15 protein-coding genes are annotated in these 17665 nt (G+C 68.8%); 10 read left to right on the top strand and 5 right to left on the bottom strand.

Features of this window, described 5'->3' with window-relative positions; all coding sequences use genetic code 11:
* Positions 1-5 precede the first annotated feature (5 nt).
* The 7 genes from RF701_RS05955 (at position 6) to RF701_RS05925 (ending at position 9196) form a co-directional block, all read left to right on the top strand.
* Positions 6-1301, top strand: a complete 1296-nt coding sequence (locus tag RF701_RS05955; protein WP_308814409.1) for an AAA family ATPase — start codon at positions 6-8, stop codon at positions 1299-1301.
* Positions 1291-2148 carry an XrtA system polysaccharide deacetylase gene (locus tag RF701_RS05950; protein ID WP_308814408.1) on the top strand — a complete coding sequence of 286 codons (858 nt, stop codon included), beginning with the start codon at positions 1291-1293 and terminating at the stop codon, positions 2146-2148. The genes RF701_RS05955 and RF701_RS05950 overlap by 11 nt, the downstream gene beginning before the upstream one ends.
* Positions 2145-3179 (top strand): FemAB family XrtA/PEP-CTERM system-associated protein, encoded by a 1035-nt coding sequence (locus RF701_RS05945; protein WP_308814407.1) that lies wholly within the window; start codon positions 2145-2147, stop codon positions 3177-3179. The genes RF701_RS05950 and RF701_RS05945 overlap by 4 nt, the downstream gene beginning before the upstream one ends.
* Positions 3179-4366: a TIGR03087 family PEP-CTERM/XrtA system glycosyltransferase gene (locus tag RF701_RS05940; RefSeq protein ID WP_308814406.1), complete on the top strand. Its 1188-nt coding sequence runs from the start codon at positions 3179-3181 to the stop codon at positions 4364-4366. The genes RF701_RS05945 and RF701_RS05940 overlap by 1 nt, the downstream gene beginning before the upstream one ends.
* Positions 4363-5889 carry an exosortase A gene (xrtA, locus tag RF701_RS05935; RefSeq protein WP_308814405.1) on the top strand — a complete coding sequence of 509 codons (1527 nt, stop codon included), beginning with the start codon at positions 4363-4365 and terminating at the stop codon, positions 5887-5889. The genes RF701_RS05940 and xrtA overlap by 4 nt, the downstream gene beginning before the upstream one ends.
* Positions 5890-5893: 4 nt before the next feature.
* A complete protein-coding gene (locus tag RF701_RS05930) occupies positions 5894-7780 on the top strand; it encodes an XrtA/PEP-CTERM system amidotransferase (RefSeq protein ID WP_308814403.1) in 1887 nt (628 codons plus the stop codon).
* A 105-nt stretch (positions 7781-7885) separates the two neighbouring features.
* Positions 7886-9196 carry a methyl-accepting chemotaxis protein gene (locus RF701_RS05925; RefSeq protein WP_210357999.1) on the top strand — a complete coding sequence of 437 codons (1311 nt, stop codon included), beginning with the start codon at positions 7886-7888 and terminating at the stop codon, positions 9194-9196.
* A gap of 206 nt (positions 9197-9402) precedes the next feature.
* Here the strand turns inward: RF701_RS05925 and RF701_RS05920 are convergent, their stop codons facing one another.
* From RF701_RS05920 to RF701_RS05905, 4 genes are all read right to left on the bottom strand, one after another.
* Positions 9403-9828: an MAPEG family protein gene (locus RF701_RS05920; RefSeq protein WP_210357998.1), complete on the bottom strand. Its 426-nt coding sequence runs from the start codon at positions 9826-9828 to the stop codon at positions 9403-9405.
* A gap of 12 nt (positions 9829-9840) precedes the next feature.
* Positions 9841-10440: a hypothetical protein gene (locus tag RF701_RS05915; protein ID WP_308814402.1), complete on the bottom strand. Its 600-nt coding sequence runs from the start codon at positions 10438-10440 to the stop codon at positions 9841-9843.
* Between the two features lie 106 nt (positions 10441-10546).
* Positions 10547-11650, bottom strand: coding sequence for a deoxyhypusine synthase (locus RF701_RS05910; RefSeq protein ID WP_308814401.1), 1104 nt, complete (start codon positions 11648-11650; stop codon positions 10547-10549).
* A gap of 117 nt (positions 11651-11767) precedes the next feature.
* Positions 11768-13015 carry a type III PLP-dependent enzyme gene (locus RF701_RS05905; protein ID WP_308814400.1) on the bottom strand — a complete coding sequence of 416 codons (1248 nt, stop codon included), beginning with the start codon at positions 13013-13015 and terminating at the stop codon, positions 11768-11770.
* A gap of 140 nt (positions 13016-13155) precedes the next feature.
* Between RF701_RS05905 and RF701_RS05900 the strand changes: the two genes are divergently transcribed.
* The 3 genes from RF701_RS05900 (at position 13156) to RF701_RS05890 (ending at position 16877) form a co-directional block, all read left to right on the top strand.
* On the top strand, positions 13156-14148 hold the full coding sequence (locus RF701_RS05900) for a pyridoxal-phosphate dependent enzyme (protein ID WP_308814399.1): 993 nt from the start codon (positions 13156-13158) through the stop codon (positions 14146-14148).
* Positions 14145-14324 carry a hypothetical protein gene (locus RF701_RS05895; protein WP_210357994.1) on the top strand — a complete coding sequence of 60 codons (180 nt, stop codon included), beginning with the start codon at positions 14145-14147 and terminating at the stop codon, positions 14322-14324. The genes RF701_RS05900 and RF701_RS05895 overlap by 4 nt, the downstream gene beginning before the upstream one ends.
* Positions 14325-14537: 213 nt before the next feature.
* Positions 14538-16877: an EAL domain-containing protein gene (locus RF701_RS05890; RefSeq protein WP_308814398.1), complete on the top strand. Its 2340-nt coding sequence runs from the start codon at positions 14538-14540 to the stop codon at positions 16875-16877.
* 39 nt (positions 16878-16916) lie between these two features.
* Here the strand turns inward: RF701_RS05890 and RF701_RS05885 are convergent, their stop codons facing one another.
* Positions 16917-17573, bottom strand: a complete 657-nt coding sequence (locus tag RF701_RS05885) for an alpha/beta hydrolase (RefSeq protein ID WP_203309415.1) — start codon at positions 17571-17573, stop codon at positions 16917-16919.
* Between the last annotated feature and the right edge of the window lie 92 nt (positions 17574-17665).

Here is a 17665-nt window from a genome sequence, read left to right as displayed (position 1 = left end):
CTGGCATGTACGAGGACCATTACGGGCTGACGGGCCGCCCATTCCAGCTGACGCCGGACGCGCGTTTCTGGTACGAGACCGCGACGCACCGCAAGGCGATGGCCTATCTGGGATACGGGCTGGCGCAGGGCGAGGGCTTCATCGTGATCACCGGCGAGGTCGGCGCCGGCAAGACCACCCTGGTCGGCCACCTGACCGAGCAGCTCGACCGCCAGGCGCTGAACGTCATCACGATCGTGTCGACCGCGATCGAGGCGAGCGACCTGCTGCGCATCGTCGCCACTGGCCTGGGCGTCGATCCCGGCGGCCTGACCAAGGCGCAGCTGCTGACGGCGATCGAACGCGGGCTGCATGCCGTCGCGCGCACCGGACGGCGCACCTTGTTGATCGTCGACGAGGTGCAGGCGCTGCCGGTCGATTCGGTCGAAGAGCTGCGCATGCTGTCGAATTTCCAGGCGGGTGGGCACGCGCTGCTGCAGATACTGCTGCTCGGCCAGCCCGAGTTCCGCGAGCGCCTGCAGGGATCGGCACGGCTGGAGCAGCTGCGCCAGCGCGTCATCGCCATCCACCATCTCGACCCGATGGAGCCGCACGAGGTCGCCGACTATATCGCGCATCGTCTGTCGCTGGTCGGCTGGCAGGGGCAGCCCGATTTCAGCGAAGACGCCTTCGACGCTTTGTATCGCGGATCGGGCGGCGTGCCGCGCCGGCTCAACCTGCTGGCCGGACGCGTGATGTTGCAGGCGTCGCTCGAGGACCGCGCTCTGATCGACGGCCGCCTGGTGCGCAGCGTCGTTCGCGACATCAGCGCCGACTTGCCGGGGGCCGGTGCGCAGCCTGCGGGCGAGACGCCGGCGCCCGCGTCCGCCGCCGCAGAACCCGAACGGCGGTTCGTCCCTCGCACGACGCGCTGGCTCGATTTCGCGCCCGCGGAAGAGCCGGCGCCGGCCGCATCAACGCTGGAACAGGCCGATGTCGAGGTGCCGCCGAACCCCGCTGTCGCGGAGGACACCGGCTCGTCGACGAACGACATGCCGGTCACGCCAGTCCGGGACGAGGCGCTGCACGAGCGCGTCGCGCTGCTCGAGACACGGATCGAGGAACAGGAACGTGCGCTGCGCCGTGTGCTGACCCTGCTGGTCGACTGGGTCGAAGCGGATCGCGATGCACCGTCCGCGACCGCAGTCCATGCCGTCGCTGATGCGCCCCCCGCGCCGGTCGTCCCCACGGCCTCCGACGCGCCGGACGGTGCCGTCGCCATGCCCATCCGCGCACCGACGGCGTGGGACGATGCGGCCTGAGCGCGTGCTCAACGGCCTGTCGGTCGACGTCGAGGAGTGGTTCCAGGTCGGCGCGTTCGAGCGCGTCATCGACAAGCGCGACTGGGACGGGATGGCAAGCCGCGTGGAGGCCAACACGGGCGCGGTACTCGATCTGTTCGCTGCGGCGGATGTTCGTGCGACCTTCTTCACGCTCGGCTGGATCGCCGCGCGCCACCCTCGGCTGATCCACCGCATCGTCGACGCGGGGCACGAGGTCGCGAGCCATGGCTGGGACCATCAGCGTGTCTTCACGATGGACGCCGCGACGTTCCGTGCCGATCTGGCCCGCGCCAAGGGCGCGCTGGAGGATGCGGGCGGGCAGGCGATCACCGGCTATCGCGCGCCCAGCTTCTCGATCGACGCGCGTACGCCCTGGGCGCATGAGGAACTCGCGGCTGCGGGTTATGTATATTCGTCGAGCGTCGCGCCGGTCCGCCACGATCATTACGGCTGGCGCGAGGCGCCGCGCTACGCCTTCAGGCCGGTGGCAGGCAGCGCCCTCATCGAACTGCCGGTGACGGTGGCCAGACTGGCTGGACGGCATATCGCCACGGGCGGCGGCTTCTTCCGCCTGCTGCCCGCCGCGCTCACCGACTTCGCCGTGCGCCAGGTCAATGCGGAGCGACAGGCGGCGGTCTTCTATTTCCATCCCTGGGAGGTCGATCCCGGACAGCCGCGTGTCGGGCATGCGCCGCTGCGCTCGCGCGTGCGCCATTATTCGCGATTGGGTGCGATGGCGGGCAAGCTGTCCGGCCTGATCGCTCGACACGACTGGGGGCGCGTCGACGCCGTCGTCGCGCGCGCCGCCGCGGCGCTGCCGGCATGACCCCGTCCTTCGTCGTTCGCGAGGCGGCGCTGGGCGACGCGCGCGAAGCGGCGCGTATAGACGATTTCGTGAACGCGGCCGATGGGGCGACGCCCTTTCACCTGAGCGGATGGAGCCGCGCGGTCGCGATCGGCACCGGACAGCGCGCGCGGTACCTGATCGCGGAACGGCCCGGCGGAACGCTGGCGGGGGTGCTGCCGCTCAGCGAGATGCGCTCGCCACTGTTCGGCAAGGCGCTGGTATCCGCCGGCTTCGCGGTCGATGGCGGCATATTGGGCGACGGCGCGGAGGCGCTGGCGGAGGCGGCTTGGACGTTGGCCGCGCGGATCGGCTGCCCCTCGGTAGAGCTGCGCGGCGGCCCGTCGCCGGACGGCTGGACGATCGATTCGACGAGTTATCTAGGCTTCTCCCGTGACCTGGCCCAGGACGACGAGACCGAGCTGCTCGCCGTCCCGCGCAAGCAAAGGGCGGAGGTGCGCAAGAGCCTGGAACGCGATCTCACCGTCGCGACCGGCGACGACGCTGCGATGCGCCGCGAACATTTCCGGGTCTATGCCGAATCGGTGCGCAATCTCGGTACGCCGGTGTTTCCGGCCCGGCTGTTCAGCGCGGTCGCCGATGCGCTGGACAGCGACGTGCTGACCGTGCGCCATGCCGGGCGCGCGGAAGCGAGCGTGCTCAGCCTCTACTTCCGCGGCACGGTCTACCCCTATTGGGGCGGGGGCACCGCCGCCGCGCGCGGCCTGCGCGCGAACGACCGGATGTACTTCGCGCTGATGAGCCATGCGCGTGCGCGCGGCTGTACCCGCTTCGACTTCGGTCGGTCGAAGACGGGGACGGGGGCGGCGGCGTTCAAGAAGAACTGGGGCTTCGTGCCGCAACCGCGCATCTACGCGATGCGGCACGCGGGGGCGGCGCGCGCGGTCAATCCGCTCAATCCAAAATATGCGCTGATGGTGCGTGCGTGGCAGCGGCTGCCCCTGCCGATCGCGAACGTGGCGGGGCCGTGGATCGCGCGCGGACTGGGCTGATGGACATCCTGTTCCTCGCGCATCGCGCGCCCTATCCACCCGATCGCGGCGACAAGATCCGCAGTCACCACGTCCTTTGCCATCTCGCCGCGCAGGCGCGCGTTCACCTGATCGCCTTCGCCGATGACGCGGCCGACCAGGTTGTGCCGCATGACCTCGCCGCGGCGCTCGCGAGCGCGACGATCGTCCCGCGTCGCAAGCCGCGGGCGCTCGCCCTAATCGAGGCGTTGGCGACGGGGCGTCCGGTGTCGCTGGCCGCGTTCGACGCGGTGGCGATGCGCCGTGCCGTCTGCGACCTGCTGGATCGCCATCCGATCGACGCCATCTACGCCTTTTCCGGTCAGATGGCGCAATATCTTCCCAGCGGCGGCGCGCGGGTCGTGATGGACTTCGTCGACGTCGATTCCGCGAAGTTCGCCGGATACGCCGCGGAGGGCCCGGTCCCCGCGCGCTGGATGATGCGCCGGGAGGCGAGGCTGCTCGGCGGTTTCGAACGGGAGGTCGCGGCAAGGGCGGACGCCAGTCTGTTCGTCAGCGCGGCGGAGGCGGCGCTGTTCCGCGAGGGCGGCGGCACCGGGCGGATCGTCGCGATCGAGAACGGCATCGACGCCGCCTATTACGATCCCGCGCGCATCGTGCCGCTCGCCGCCGACGGCCCGCTGCTGCTGTTCACGGGTCAGATGGATTATCGCCCGAATGTCGAGGCCGTCTGTTGGTTCGCACAGGACGTGCTGCCCCTGATTCACGCGACGCATCCGGATGCGATCTTTACCATCGTCGGGCGTGCGCCGACGGCGGCGGTCCGTGCGCTCGCCTCCGATCGCATCCGCGTGACGGGTGCGGTCGACGACGTCCGGCCGTGGCTGGCGGCGGCAAGCGTCTGCGTCGCTCCGCTGCAACTTGCCCGGGGTATCCAGAACAAGGTACTCGAAGCCATGGCGATGGCACGCGCGATCGTCGCTTCGCCCGCCGCCGCGGAGGGTATCGACCATGTCGGCACCATCCGCATCGGTGCGGACGCGACCGGCTTCGCGCAGGCGGTGACGGCGCTGCTCGACGGGCCGGGGGACGCGGCGGCACAGGGACGGCTGGCACGGATGCAGGTTATGGCGCGCTACACGTGGCCGGCGCGGCTTGCGCCGCTCGACGCGTTGCTGGCGCTGCCGAACGGGCGCGCGGAAGCGTGAGCGCGACGCTCGTCCTCGCGACGCCGCGGGTCGCCGGCGCCTGGCGTCGTCATCTCGTCGCCCTCGCGGCCGCTGCGGCGGTGATCGTCGCGATCTTTCACCGCGATGTCGGGCGGCTGGTCACGATATGGTGGACGAGCACGACGTTCGGCCACTGCCTGTTCATCGGTCCTGTCATCGGCTGGCTGGTCTGGCAGCGGCGCGTCGAACTCGGCCGATTGACGCCCCGCGTCTGGTGGCCCGGCTTCGCCCTCGTTGCGCTGGGCGGTTTGGGCTGGCTGATGGGGGAGGCGGGGGGCGTCAGCTTCGCCCGCCAGTTCGGCCTCGTCGCCATGCTGCAGGGCGCGGTGGTGACCCTGTTGGGCGCACAGGTCGCGCGCGGGCTGCTGTTCCCGCTCGGCTATGCGCTGTTCCTTGTTCCGTTCGGCGAGGCGATCGAGCCGCCGCTCCAGCAGCTGACGGTCGCGATCGTCATGCCGCTGCTGCACCTGTCCGGCATTCCCGCGATGTCGAACGGCGTGCTGATCCATGCCGGCCGCTATTGGTTCGAGGTGGCGGAGGCCTGTTCCGGCGCGAAGTTCGTCATCGCGATGGTGGCGTTCGGCGTGCTCGTCGCCAACACCTGCTTCCTGTCGTGGCGCCGGCGTGCAGCCTTCCTCGCGATCAGCGTGATCGTGCCGGTCCTGGCCAACGGGCTGCGCGCCTTCGGCACCATTTATGCCGCCGACCTGACCAGCGTCGAGGCCGCCACCGGCTTCGATCATATCGTCTATGGCTGGGTGTTCTTCGGCATCGTCATGGCCGCGGTGCTCGCCTTGGGTTGGCGCTGGTTCGATCGCGCGCCCGATGCGCCCGCCTTCGACCCCCGGACCCTGTCCGCGCCGGCGGGCGGCGCGATCGGGCTGCCGATCGCGACGCTGCTGACGGTGGCGCTGGCGGGAATCTGGCCGTTGTGGGCAGCCGCGACCGCGCATGCGACGGCGATTGCCGGCACGCCCGCCCGGCCGCATCCGCCGGGCTGGCGCGACATCGGCGACGTGCCGGCCGGCGCGTGGCGCCCCTATTATCCGGGTGCAGATCGCCGGCTGTCGGTGCGCTACGTCGGCGCCGGTGCGCCCGTCGATCTGTCGATCGCGGTGTTCGCCTCCCAGGGCGAGGGGCACAAGCTCGGCGCGTTCGGCACCGGCGTGCTGCGCGAGGAGGGGCGCTGGCTGCGTGTGGACGACGAGGCGCCGATCGACGGGGCGTCGGTGATGCGCATCACCGCACCCGACGCAGGCCGCCATGCGGTGGAGCGGCTGGTCGCGACGTGGTACGTGGTCGGCGACACGGTGACGGCGGACGAGCGGCGAGTGAAGATCGAGACGATGAAGGCGAAGCTGTTCGGCGGTCCGCAGCGGGCGGTGGCGATCCACCTGTCCACCCCGATCGTGCCCGGGCGCGACGCACGCGCCGATATCGCCGCGATGGCCCGCGCCCTCGGCTCGATCCGTACGCTCGGCGACCGCGCCGCGGGCCTCTGACCCCATGTGCGGCATCGCGGGGATCTTTCACCCCAATACTCCCAAGCCCGTCGATCCCGCCCGCGTTCGCGCGATGATCGACGTGCAGGCGCATCGCGGACCCGACGGCGACGGCATATGGACCGGTGCCGGCGTCGGCCTCGGCCATCGGCGGCTGTCGATCATCGACGTCGCGGGCTCGCCGCAGCCGATGCACGACGGTGCGCTCTCGGTCACTTACAATGGCGAGATCTACAATTTCGCCGCGTTGCGCACGGAGCTTGCCGGCCGGGGCGCACGGTTCCGCACCCTCGGCGATACGGAAGTGCTGTTGCACGGCTGGCGTGCCTGGGGCGTCGGCCTGTTGGATCGGTTGCAGGGCATGTTCGCCTTCGCGCTCCACGATGCCGACACGGGCCTGTTGGTGCTCGCGCGCGACCGGTTCGGCGTGAAGCCGCTGCACTATGTCGAGCTGGCCGATGGCAGCGTCGCCTTCGCGTCGGAGCTGAAGGGGTTGCTGGCGCATCCCATGCTGCGGCGGATGCCGGATCTGACCGCAGTCGAAGACTTTCTGGCTTATGGCTACGTTCCCGACGACAGCTGCATCGTCGCGGGCGTGCGCAAGCTGCCCGCGGGGCATGTCCTGATCCTGCGCCGCGGTCAGCCGGTGCCGCGCCCCAGCCAATGGTGGGACCTCAGCTTCGCCGACCGCGCCGGCGGATCGGCCAAGGCGCTGCAGGGCGAATTGCTCGCGCGGATGCGCGACGCCGTGCGCAGCCGCATGGTCGCCGACGTGCCGCTCGGCGCGTTCCTCTCCGGCGGCGTCGACAGCAGCGCCGTCGTCGCGCTGATGGCTGAGGCGAGCCCGCAGGCGGTACGTACGTGTACGATCGGTTTCGACGAAGCCGGCCATGACGAGCGCGCGCATGCCGAGTCCGTGGCGCGCCGCTTCGCCACCGATCATCACGCCCAGGTCGTGCGCAGCGATGATTTCGCACTCATCGACACGCTGGTCGCGCATTTCGACGAGCCCTTCGCTGACGGCAGTGCGCTTGCGACCTATCAGGTGTCAGCGCTCGCGCGGGAGCGTGTCACGGTGGCGCTGTCCGGCGACGGGGCGGACGAGGCGCTGGCGGGATATCGCCGCTATCGGTTCCAGGCGGCGGAAGAGCGCGTGCGCGGCCTGATGCCCGCGTCCTGGCGTAGGCATGCCTTCGGTACGCTCGGCAACGCCTATCCAAAGGCGGACTGGGCGCCGCGACCCCTGCGCGCGAAGACGACGCTGCTGGCACTGGCGATGGACGGCGACGAGGCCTATGCGCGTGCCGTCGGCGTGACGTCTCCCGAATGGCGTGGTCGCCTGTTCAGCGCCGGCGCGCGTACCGCGCTGCAGGGGCACAGGGCGGAGGACCGCTACATCGCCGCGATGCGCGACGCGCCAGCCCGCGATCCGATCGACCGCGCGCAATATGCCGATATCAAGATCTGGCTGCCGGGCGATATCCTGACCAAGGTCGATCGAACCAGCATGGCGGTGGGCCTGGAAGCGCGCGAGCCCCTGCTCGACCATCGGCTGGTTGAATTCGCCGCGCGGCTGCCGGCGCGGCTGCGCCTGCACGGCGGCGAGGGCAAATGGCTGATGAAGCGGGCGCTGGAAGCCTATCTGCCGCGCGATATCCTGTACCGGCCCAAGATGGGTTTCGTCACGCCGATCGGCGCGTGGTTTCGCGGCGACCTCCGTCCCGCGGCGGAGGCCTTGGGCACGTCGCGCTTCCTCGCCGACACGGGCTGGTTCGACATGGCGACGATCGGGCGCATGGCCGGCGATCATGCCGTCGGGCGGGCTGACCATGGCCGTACGCTGTGGCAGCTGCTCATGCTGGAGCGGAGCTGCCGCAGGCTGTTCGGATGACGGCAAAGCGCCGTGGTGGCGGTTTTGTCGAAAAACGACCGTTTGTCATCGTACCGTCATCAAACCCTAACCCGGCGTTTACCGTCGGGCGCTAGCGCCTGCCGCATGTTTCTCGACCTCGACATGCTGCGTGACGGATCGATCTCGAGCCGTGGGCGCGACGAATTGGGAGACCTGCGCTCACTGCGGCGTACGGCGAGCCTCGCGCAGGCGATCGAACAGTTCCGGGCCTTCCCCGATCTGCGCCTGCTCGCCATCGTCGATGAATACGATCGCCCCGTCGGGGTCGTGCGCGAGCTCGACGTGCGGGGTATCCTTTTCAACCCGTTCGGCCATGCGCTGATGCAGAATCCCAGCTTCGGCAGCTCGCTCGACGTCGTCATCCGACCTTGCGTCTGCGTCGAAACGGACCTGCCGCCGGAGACGATCCTGGCGGCTTATGCCCGGCAGGGCGGCGATGGACTGGTGCTGACCCGCAATGGCCGGTTCGCGGCGATGATGGACGCTGACGCGATCGCCGCCCTCGCTGCGAAGCGTGAGGCAGACCTGGCCGCCGAGCGCGACGCGCGTGCGGCACGCGTCCGCGCGGCGGGCGAAGCCTTCACGGCGGAGGTCACGGCACTGGCGACCGAACTGGCCGGTATCGGCGGGGACATAGGCTCGGTTGCGGCGTTGCTGGCGCGGCGTGCGGGTGTCTCGCACGGTGATGCGGCCTCCGTCGCCGCCGCTGCCATCCAGACCGCGCAGGCGCTCGACGAAATCGCGGGCCGCGGCCACGCGCTGTCCGCCGCGCTCGATCGGATCGGCGAGAATACCGTCGCGGCACGGCAGATGCGGATTGGCGCGCGTGATGCCATGCGCGATGCGGGCGACCGCATAGAGGCGCTGGCCAACTCCGCTGCCGCCGTCGACGACATGCTCCAGCTGATCCAGAGCATCGCCCGCCAGACCAACCTTCTCGCGCTCAATGCCGGCATCGAGGCCGCGCGGGCGGGGGAGGTGGGACGCGGCTTCGCGGTCGTGGCGAGCGAGGTGAAGTCACTGGCCAGCCAGACCGCGGCCACCGCGAAGGATGTCGGCGCGCGTGTCGACGGCATGCACGCCCTGCTGCGCGAGGTGGTCGAGGGGCAACGCGCGGCGCAGCGGGCGATGGACGCGATCGCCGGGCTGGGACAGTCGATCGAACAGGCGATCGGCGAACAATCGGACGCGACCCGCATCATCGCCGACAACGTCGATCACTCGGTGGCGGCCGGCACCGATATATCCCATCGCACACGCGCCATCAGCGACGAGGCTGCCGCGGTCGGCGAGGATGCGATGCGGCTGGAGGGGCTGTCCGAAACGCTGTCGGACACGACCACGCGGCTGCGCATGCGCGCGCAGGCGTTCGTCGAACTGACGGCACGCGTCTAGAGTTTATCCACGTGCATGGCAGTGGTACCGGCCCTCGCCTCCTCCCGGCCGCCCACTCCGCCTATCCCGGATGGCCAGCCGGGTGGGGGTGAGGGCCGGTACCGCGCCGATCCGGCCTTGCTGGATCGCATGCTAGGGGCGGACCCGCTCGCGCGGCACCACTCCGCCTCTCGCTGCCCCGTGTTCCACGCCTCTGCCAGGGGGCATCAGAACACCGCCATCGCGGCATGGAGCGTCAGCGCGACCAGCGCCAGCGTCGACAGGCCGAACAGCACGAAGCGGATCGCGACGCGGTTGATCGTCGCCTGAACGAGGCTGTGCGCGATGCGCAGGGCGACATAGGCCCAGGCGATCCAGGCATTTGGGCCATCGCCGGTACCGGAGAGCGCGATCACCGCGCAGACGGCGTAGAATAGCGTCGGCTGCTCGGTCAGGTGATTGTAATTGTGCGCTTTCCACTGGACGTTTGGCGGCAGTACGCGATCGGCGTCGCTGGCCTTGCTACCGACCAGCTTGCGGATATCCACGCCTGCCGCGCGCATGGCGGGCATGCGCGTCGCGACGGTCCAGACGAGCATGACCAGCGTCCACGCGATCAGCGCGACCATCGGTTGCAGGATTTCACTGTGCATCGACGATCCCCCTCATTGCCCGGTGCCGATCTGGTGGACGAAGCGCAGCGGGCTCGACACTGAGCCCGGTTCGAGCAGCGCGGCGTCGACGACCTTCTGCTCGACGACGAGCAGGTTTTCAAAAAGCTTGCCGGGTAGCGGACGGCCCTGCATCTCAGCATGGATCTTGATGCCGCCGCGTATCATGTCCATCGGCTCGCCCGCGGTGAAGCCGCGGTGGCTGGCAATGAAAGCGTCGGCAACCGCGCGATAGGGCTCGAGATCGCCCGTCGCGACCATCGGGTCGCTGGTACGCACCGAACAGGCGTGGAAGGGCGGCAGCTCGAGCACGACGTCATAGACCTGATCGCCGTCGCGCAGCGTCCAGCCGCGGCCGGGATCGTCGCGCAGCGTCACCTTGACGTGCGCCGCGGTCATCGGCGTTGCCTTCTTGCGGATCATGAGCGCGTCGACCGCGGCGTCGATCGGGAAGGTCTGCAGGCATATTTCGTCGTAGAGCGCCGCCATGCGCGCGATGTCGATCGCTACGGCTGCAGGGCCCGCCACGGGCGTCGTGGGCGGCGCCGTCGTCGCGGCCGCCTGGAGTAGCAAGGCGGCGGCCAGCATCATCATCGTTCATCCCCCCCGCTTCGGTGGGGAGAGTGTGCGCCGACGCGCGCGGAGGCTCAAGCCCCTTCACGCGAAGGGGCGGCGGGTTTCCCCGTCGCCCCCAATAGACTTACTTGTTGCCGAAGATCGCGCCCCACTTGCGGACGGGGCGATCCTTCCAGTGGCCGCGATGATAGGCGTCCGACGCCAGCAGCGGCATGACGCTGCCCGCTTCCGCGAACACCATCTGCTCGATGCCGGTGTTGACCTTGCCCCAGCTTGCCGCCTCCTGCAGCGTCGAGGAGGAGCAGGCGCCGTCGCGCACGTCGGCGACCGTGATCTGCACGGCGTACTTATGCACCTGCACATCGTCATGGCCGAGGATCTCGGCGCAGACGACGGTGTCCTGGATGAAGTTCTTCGGCACGCCGCCGCCGATCATCAGCAGGCCGGTGGTGCCCGCCTGGATCTTGATTTCCGTCAGCTCGCGGAAGTCCGCCACCGCGTCGATCATCAGATAGGGCTTGCCCGCCTTCATCTGGTCGACCTGATGCTTGACGAGGCCGAAGCCCGCCGACGAGTCGACGAACGCCGGGCAGAAGATCGGCACGTCATGCTCATAGGCGAGCTTGACCAGGCTGTTCTCCTTCTTGCCGTGCTCCGACAGATACTTGCCCATCGCGCGGATGAATTCGCGGCTCGAATAGGCGCGCGGCTCCAGCTCGTTCGCGATCTTGTTGATCGTGAAGTCGCAGTCCTGGAGCTGTTCCTCGTCGATATAGGTGTCGTAGATGCGGTCGATGTACAGCGACCGCAGCGTATCGTCGTCGGGGATTTCCAGCGCCTGGTAATGCTTGTGGCCGAGGCCTTCGAAGAAATCCATGTCGACGATCGTCGCGCCGGTCGCGACGACGACATCGACCATGTTGTTGCGGATCAGCTCCGCATACAGGTCCATGCAGCCGCCGGCCGAGGTCGAACCGGCGATGACCAGACACACGGTGCAGTCCTTGTCGGCCAGCATCTCGTTGTAGATCTTGGTTGCGCGGCCGAGGTCGCGGCTGGTGAAGCTCATGTCGCTCATCGCGTCGACGATCGGGCGCGCGTCGAAGCTCTTGATGTCGATATGCTTGACCTGCTTCGCCAGCAGTTCCGCCTTGCGGGTGTCGTTGATCGGCGCGTTGGCCCCCGCCGTCTTGCTCAGCGAGTCGGTTTTGGTGAGAGTATCGGTCATGACTGGCCTTTGCCTGTTCCAAGACCCGCCGTCGTTCGATTGGGGACGCGGAAAACCCAAATGGCCCCCTCCCGCCGTGAGGCGGGAAGGGGAAGCAGTTGCATTAGGAAAACGGCGTTACAGCTTGACGACGTTCGATTGAACCGCCGGCTGTTCGCCCATGTACATGGACGCCATCGGCTCGTCCGAAACGGTGACCGTCTCGCCGGTGCCGAATCCGTTGAAGCCGGTGCGCATCGCCGCGCCATAGGCGCCCAGCATGCCGACCTCGATGAAGTCGCCCGTCCCGACGTCAGCCGGCAGGGGAAACGGCCCCTCCATCCGGTCGAGGTCGTCGCACGTGGGGCCCCAGAAGCTGAACGGATGGTCGCGCACCGTCGACTCCGGCTCGCGCAGCAGCGCGACCGGATAGTTCCAGGCGATGTGCGCCGCGTCGAACAGCGAGCCATAGGCGCCGTCGTTGATGTACAGCTCCGACCCGCGGCGACGCTCGACGCGCACGACGACCGAGCTGTATTCGGCGCACAGCGCACGGCCCGGCTCCGCCCAGAGTTCCGCCGAATAGCTGATCGGCAGGCTCTCGAAGGCGCGATGGATCGTCTCGAAATAGCGCTCCAGCGGCGGCGGGGTCATGCCGGGATAGGCCGAGGGGAAACCGCCGCCGACGTCGATCACGTCGACCGTCACCGCTGCCAGCACGATCGCCGCGCGGACTCGCTCCATCGCATTGGCATAGGCCTCGGGCGTCATCGCCTGGCTGCCGACATGGAAACAGATGCCGAGCGCGTCAGCGACCTGGCGGGTGCGGATCAGCAGTTCCTTCGCCTCGTCCGGACCGACGCCGAACTTCGAGCCCAGCGACAGCGCGGCATGTTCCGACGATACGCGCAGGCGCACGCACAGGGTCAGGTCGCTCGCGCTCCGCCCCTCTTCGTCCGTGGTCGCCACGACGATCTTCTCCAGCTCCTCGATCGAATCGAGGCTGAAGGTGCGCACGCCATGGACGAAATACGCCTCGCGGATGGCCTCCGGCGCCTTGACCGGGTGCATGAAGCACAGGCTGGCCTCAGGCACGGTACGCGCGACCAGCCGCACCTCGGCGATCGAGGCGACGTCGAACGTCGTGATGCCGTTCGCGAACAGCGTCGCGATCAGCGCGGGATCGGGATTCGCCTTCACCGCGTACATGGCCTTGCCCGGAAACTTCTCGGCGAAGAATCGGGCAGCCCGTGCCGCGGCGTGCGGACGAACCAGCGTTACCGGCTCGACCGGGTTACGCTTTGCGATGTCGATGCCCCCCGCGAGAACGGCGGAACGGGCGGTCGAGAGGGGCGCTAGCCCCAGCGCGCGATGATGCTGGTGCAACTCAAGGGACCTCCAATTGCCTTGCGGCATGACGACAACAAAAGCTGCCTTGCGGTTGGAAGTCCCATGGGGCAGCGGAGGCGCGAGTTAGGAGTGATGATCCCCCATGTAAAGTGGGTTATGGGCCGAAAGGATAAAAAGTGACGATTTTGCGACAGCCGACGCGCGCCGGGGTCAGGGACGCCGCGGAGAAGGTCGCCCGCATCCTGCCGCCGACGCCGCTATTCGTGAAGGAAATCAAGGGCATAGAGGTCGCGTTCAAGGCGGAATCGCTGCAGCCGGTCGGTGCCTTCAAGATTCGTGGCGCATGGCACCGCCTGACCGCGCTGGACGAGGAAACGCGCGCGCGGGGCGTCGTCGCCTTCTCGAGCGGCAATCACGCCCAGGGCGTCGCCTGGGCGGCGAGGCGACTCGGCATGGCGGCGACGATCGTCATGCCCGCCGACGCGCCCGCCGCGAAGCTCGCCGGGACGCTCGCTTTGGGTGCGGAGGTCGTGCGCTATGACCGGGCGACGGAGTCGCGCGAACGGATCGCGGCGCAGCTCGCCGAGGCCCGTGGCGCCACGCTCGTTCCGAGTTTCGACGACCCCTGGATCATCGAAGGGCAGGGCAGCGCCGGGGTCGAGGCGGCGGCCCAGATGCATGCGGCAGGTCTGGGTGCCCCCGCACGCGTCGTCGTTCCGTGCGGGGGCGGGGGCCTGGCGGCGGGGATCGCGCTCGCGCTCCCGGACGCGGCGATCACCGTGGTCGAGCCGGAAGGTTGGGACGACATGCGCCGCAGCCTGGAAGCAAGCTGGATAGAGCCCGTCGGACCCAATCCGCCGCCGACCGCGTGCGACTCGCTGCAAACCCAGCGCGTATCGCCGCTGACGTTCGACGTGCTGTCGCGGCGCGACGCCACGGGGGTGGCGGTCAGCGAGCGCGAGGTGCGGGCCGGGCAACGCTGGGCCGCGGAGCATCTGCATCTGGTCGTCGAGCCGGGCGGCGCCGTCGCGCTCGCCGCGCTGCTGGCGGGCAAGGTCGAGCCCCAGCCGCGCACGCTGGTGATCCTGTCGGGGGGCAATGTCGACATGGAAGCCTATGCGCGCGCGATCGGGGTCGAAGCCGCGGCCCGGGCCGGGGAAATGGCATGAACGGGCCGCTCGGCGCCATCGCCCATGCGGCACCGGCCATCGCGATGATCGCCTGTTTCGCCTGCCTGATCGGCGGCGGCGCGCTCTGGGCCAAGGGGCAGGATCGCAAGAAGGCCCTTCTGCTGCTGATCATGGCGGCAGTCCTGCTCGGCAATGTCATGATCTGGTCGCTGTGACGGCGCGTGCCGGCTCCCGACTATGGTTTTGCTTACAAAATTCTATTCAATCATATTTCGAATAGAACTGAATTGGTTCGTCGAACTTCGCTTGCTCATGGCCGCGGTGTTAATATCCAACCGCTGCGGTTCAATCTCCTGGCGCACGTAAACCTTCCATTATCTCAAGTTGATCAGAATGCGCGCAACGCTTAGCGGCTATTGGGTGGGGCGGTGTTCAACGTTTTGGAATGTGTGGTCGGCCAGCACGATTACCGGCTGGTGATCTTGGCCGCGGCGATCTGCACGATCGGCATCGGGTCGTTGTTCTTCCTGTTGCGGCGATCGCTCGATTGCGTTGAGCGGCGACGGCGGCACTGGATCGCCGCGGCGGCGCTGGTCGCCGGGGGCGCGATCTGGGCGACCCATTTCATCGCGATGCTTGCCTATCGCGGCGGCATGCCGATCCGTTTCGACGTGGCGCTGACCACCCTGTCCGTCGTCGTTGCCGTCGCGGCATTCTGGATGGCGTTTCTGGCGCTGGGCCGGTCGCCGGGCGCCGTTCGGGCGACGGCCGCGGGATGCATCTCGACGCTGGGTATCGCCGGCATGCATTTCACCGGCATGGCGGCGATCATCGCGCCGGCGACGATCCGCTACGATCCCTGGCCGATCGCCGTGGCCTTCGGCATTGCGTGGCTGGCGCTGTCCGGCGCCTTCGTCGCGTTCTACGCGCTGCGTGGCTGGCTGCGGCTCGCGGCGCCGAGCGGAGCGACGATCCTGGCGATCGTGACGCTGCACTTCACGGCGATGTCGTCCGCCACGCTCGTTCCCGATCCGACGCTGGGGCTGAGCGCAGACGGCGGATCGGGCGCATGGCTGGTATGGGCGATCGTCCTCGTCACGCTCGTGCTGGCCGGATCGTCGATCGCCGCGGCGGTGTTCGATCGGCTGCTCACCGATCTCCACGGACTGGCGGACGCGACGCGCGAGGGGCTGGTCATCGTCAACGACGGCAGGATCGTCGAGGCGAATGCCCAGGCGTGCGCGATGTTCGGTTGCGGTTTGGGCGATCTCCTCGGCACCGCGCCTTCGCGATGGCTCGAGGGGTGCGACGCCGGCGAGCCCGGCGGTCCCTCGACGGAAGCCCGTGACGCCCGTCCCTTCGAAACGCGGTTCCGCTGTCGCGATACCGAGGACCAGGTCGTCGAGGTTGCGGTCCATCACCTCGAATACCGGGGGCGGGACTGCACCGTGCTGGCGATCCGCGACCTGACCGAACGCTATCGCGCCCAGCGTGCGGTCGAACATCTCGCGTCGCATGATCCGCTCACCGACCTGCCCAACCGGGCGGCGTTCGACCGGCAGCTGGCGCTGGCGATCGTGCAGGACCGGCCGTTCTCGTTGATCGCGGTAGACCTGGACCGGTTCAAGGCGGTCAACGACGTCTTCGGCCACGCCGCCGGAGACGAGATCCTGCAGCGCGTCGCGGGGATGCTGCGCGCCAGCGTGCGCGAGGGCGACGTGGTCGCGCGGATCGGTGGCGACGAATTCGTGATCCTCCAGCGTCACGAGACCGGCGCGGACGACGCCCGCGTGCTGGCCGCGCGCATATTGGCGACGTTCACGGGCGAGATGGATCCCGCGCGCGATCCGATGGCGGTCGGTTGCAGCCTCGGGGTCGCCAATTTCCCGCAGGACGGCGCCAGCGCGGACGTGCTGCGGCACAATGCCGACGTCGCCCTCTATCGCGCCAAGCAGGAGGGGCGGGGCCTCGCCTGCTTCTTCGACGACGAGATGGACCGGCTGGCGCGCGACCGGCGGGCGCTGGAGCACGATCTGCGCCATGCGATCACGCGCGACCAGCTCCACCTTGCGTTCCAGCCGCTCGTCTCGACCGCCTTCGGCTCGGTCGTCGGGTACGAGGCGCTGCTGCGCTGGACACACCCGCAGCGCGGCAACGTGCCCCCCGAACTGTTCGTGCCGATCGCGGAGGAAACGGGCGCGATCATCCCGATCGGCGAATGGGTGCTGCGCCAGGCGTGCCGCGCCGCCGCCGGCTGGCCGGACGGGATCAGCATCGCGGTCAACGTCTCGCCCGTCCAGTTTCGCCTGCCCAATCTGGCGGCGGTGGTGCGCGCGGCGCTGGAGGACAGCGGCCTCGCGCCGGGGCGGCTGGAACTGGAGATCACTGAATCCGTGCTGCTGCGCCATCGGGAGACGACGCTGCGGACGCTGCACGCCGTCAAGGCGTTGGGCGTGCGCGTCGCGATGGACGATTTCGGCACGGGCTATTCCTCGCTCAGCAACCTCCAGTCCTTCCCGTTCGACAAGATCAAGATCGACCGCAGCTTCGTCAGCTCGGTCGGCGACGACGAAACCGCGCGATCGATCGTCCGCGCGATCGTCGGCCTGGGCAGGAGCCTGAACTTGCCCGTCGTCGCCGAGGGCGTGGAGACGGAGGCGCAGCGCCAGATGGTGCTGGAGGAGGGGTGCCCCCAGGCGCAGGGCTATCTGTTCGGTGCGGCGCGAAGCGAAGCGCCGTTCGCGATGCCGCAGCAACGCCAGGCCTGAGCGCGGAACGGCCCCCGCCGTCCCGCGCCCGACCAACGATCAGCGGATCGGCGAGTTCGGGTCGAGCCGCATGTCCAGATAACGGTCCACCGACGCCATCAGCTCGGGCGTCTCGTGCTCGAAGAAATGGTTCGCCTTCGGGATCACGTCGTGATGGATCGTGATGTGCTTCTGCGTGCGCAACTTGTCGACCAGCTTCTGCGTCGCGCCCGGCGTCGCGACCTCGTCCGCCTCGCCCTGGATGATGATGCCGGAGGACGGGCAGGGGGCGAGGAAGCTGAAATCGTACATGTTGGCGGGCGGCGCGATCGAGATGAAACCGCGGATCTCAGGCCGGCGCATCAGCAGCTGCATGCCGATCCAGGCGCCGAAGCTGACTCCCGCGATCCACGTCGTCGAGGCCTCGGGGTGGAAGCTCTGCACCCAGTCGAGCGCGCTCGCCGCATCGCTCAATTCGCCGACGCCATTGTCGAACACGCCCTGGCTCTTGCCGACGCCGCGGAAATTGAAGCGCAAGGTGGCGAAACCGCGGCGCTGGAAGGTCTTGTAGAGTTCCTGCACCAGCCGGTTGTTCATCGTGCCGCCGGCGTTGGGATGCGGGTGGAGGATCATCGCGACGGGTGCGCGCGGGCGTGGAGCGGGGGCGAAGCGCCCTTCGAGGCGGCCTTCCGGGCCGGGAAAGATGACTTCGGGCATGGGTCTCGCGCCGTAGAGGGACGCGCGCCGCGCAGGTCGCATCCTGGATCAGGACGCGACCCGGTGGAGCGCAGGGATTGCCGCGCTATATA

Origin of the sequence: Sphingomonas sp. GV3, from assembly GCF_031082075.1 — a bacterium.
Taxonomy (GTDB): Bacteria; Pseudomonadota; Alphaproteobacteria; order Sphingomonadales; family Sphingomonadaceae; genus Sphingomonas; species Sphingomonas beigongshangi.
This window is presented reverse-complemented; position numbering and strand designations above follow the sequence as displayed.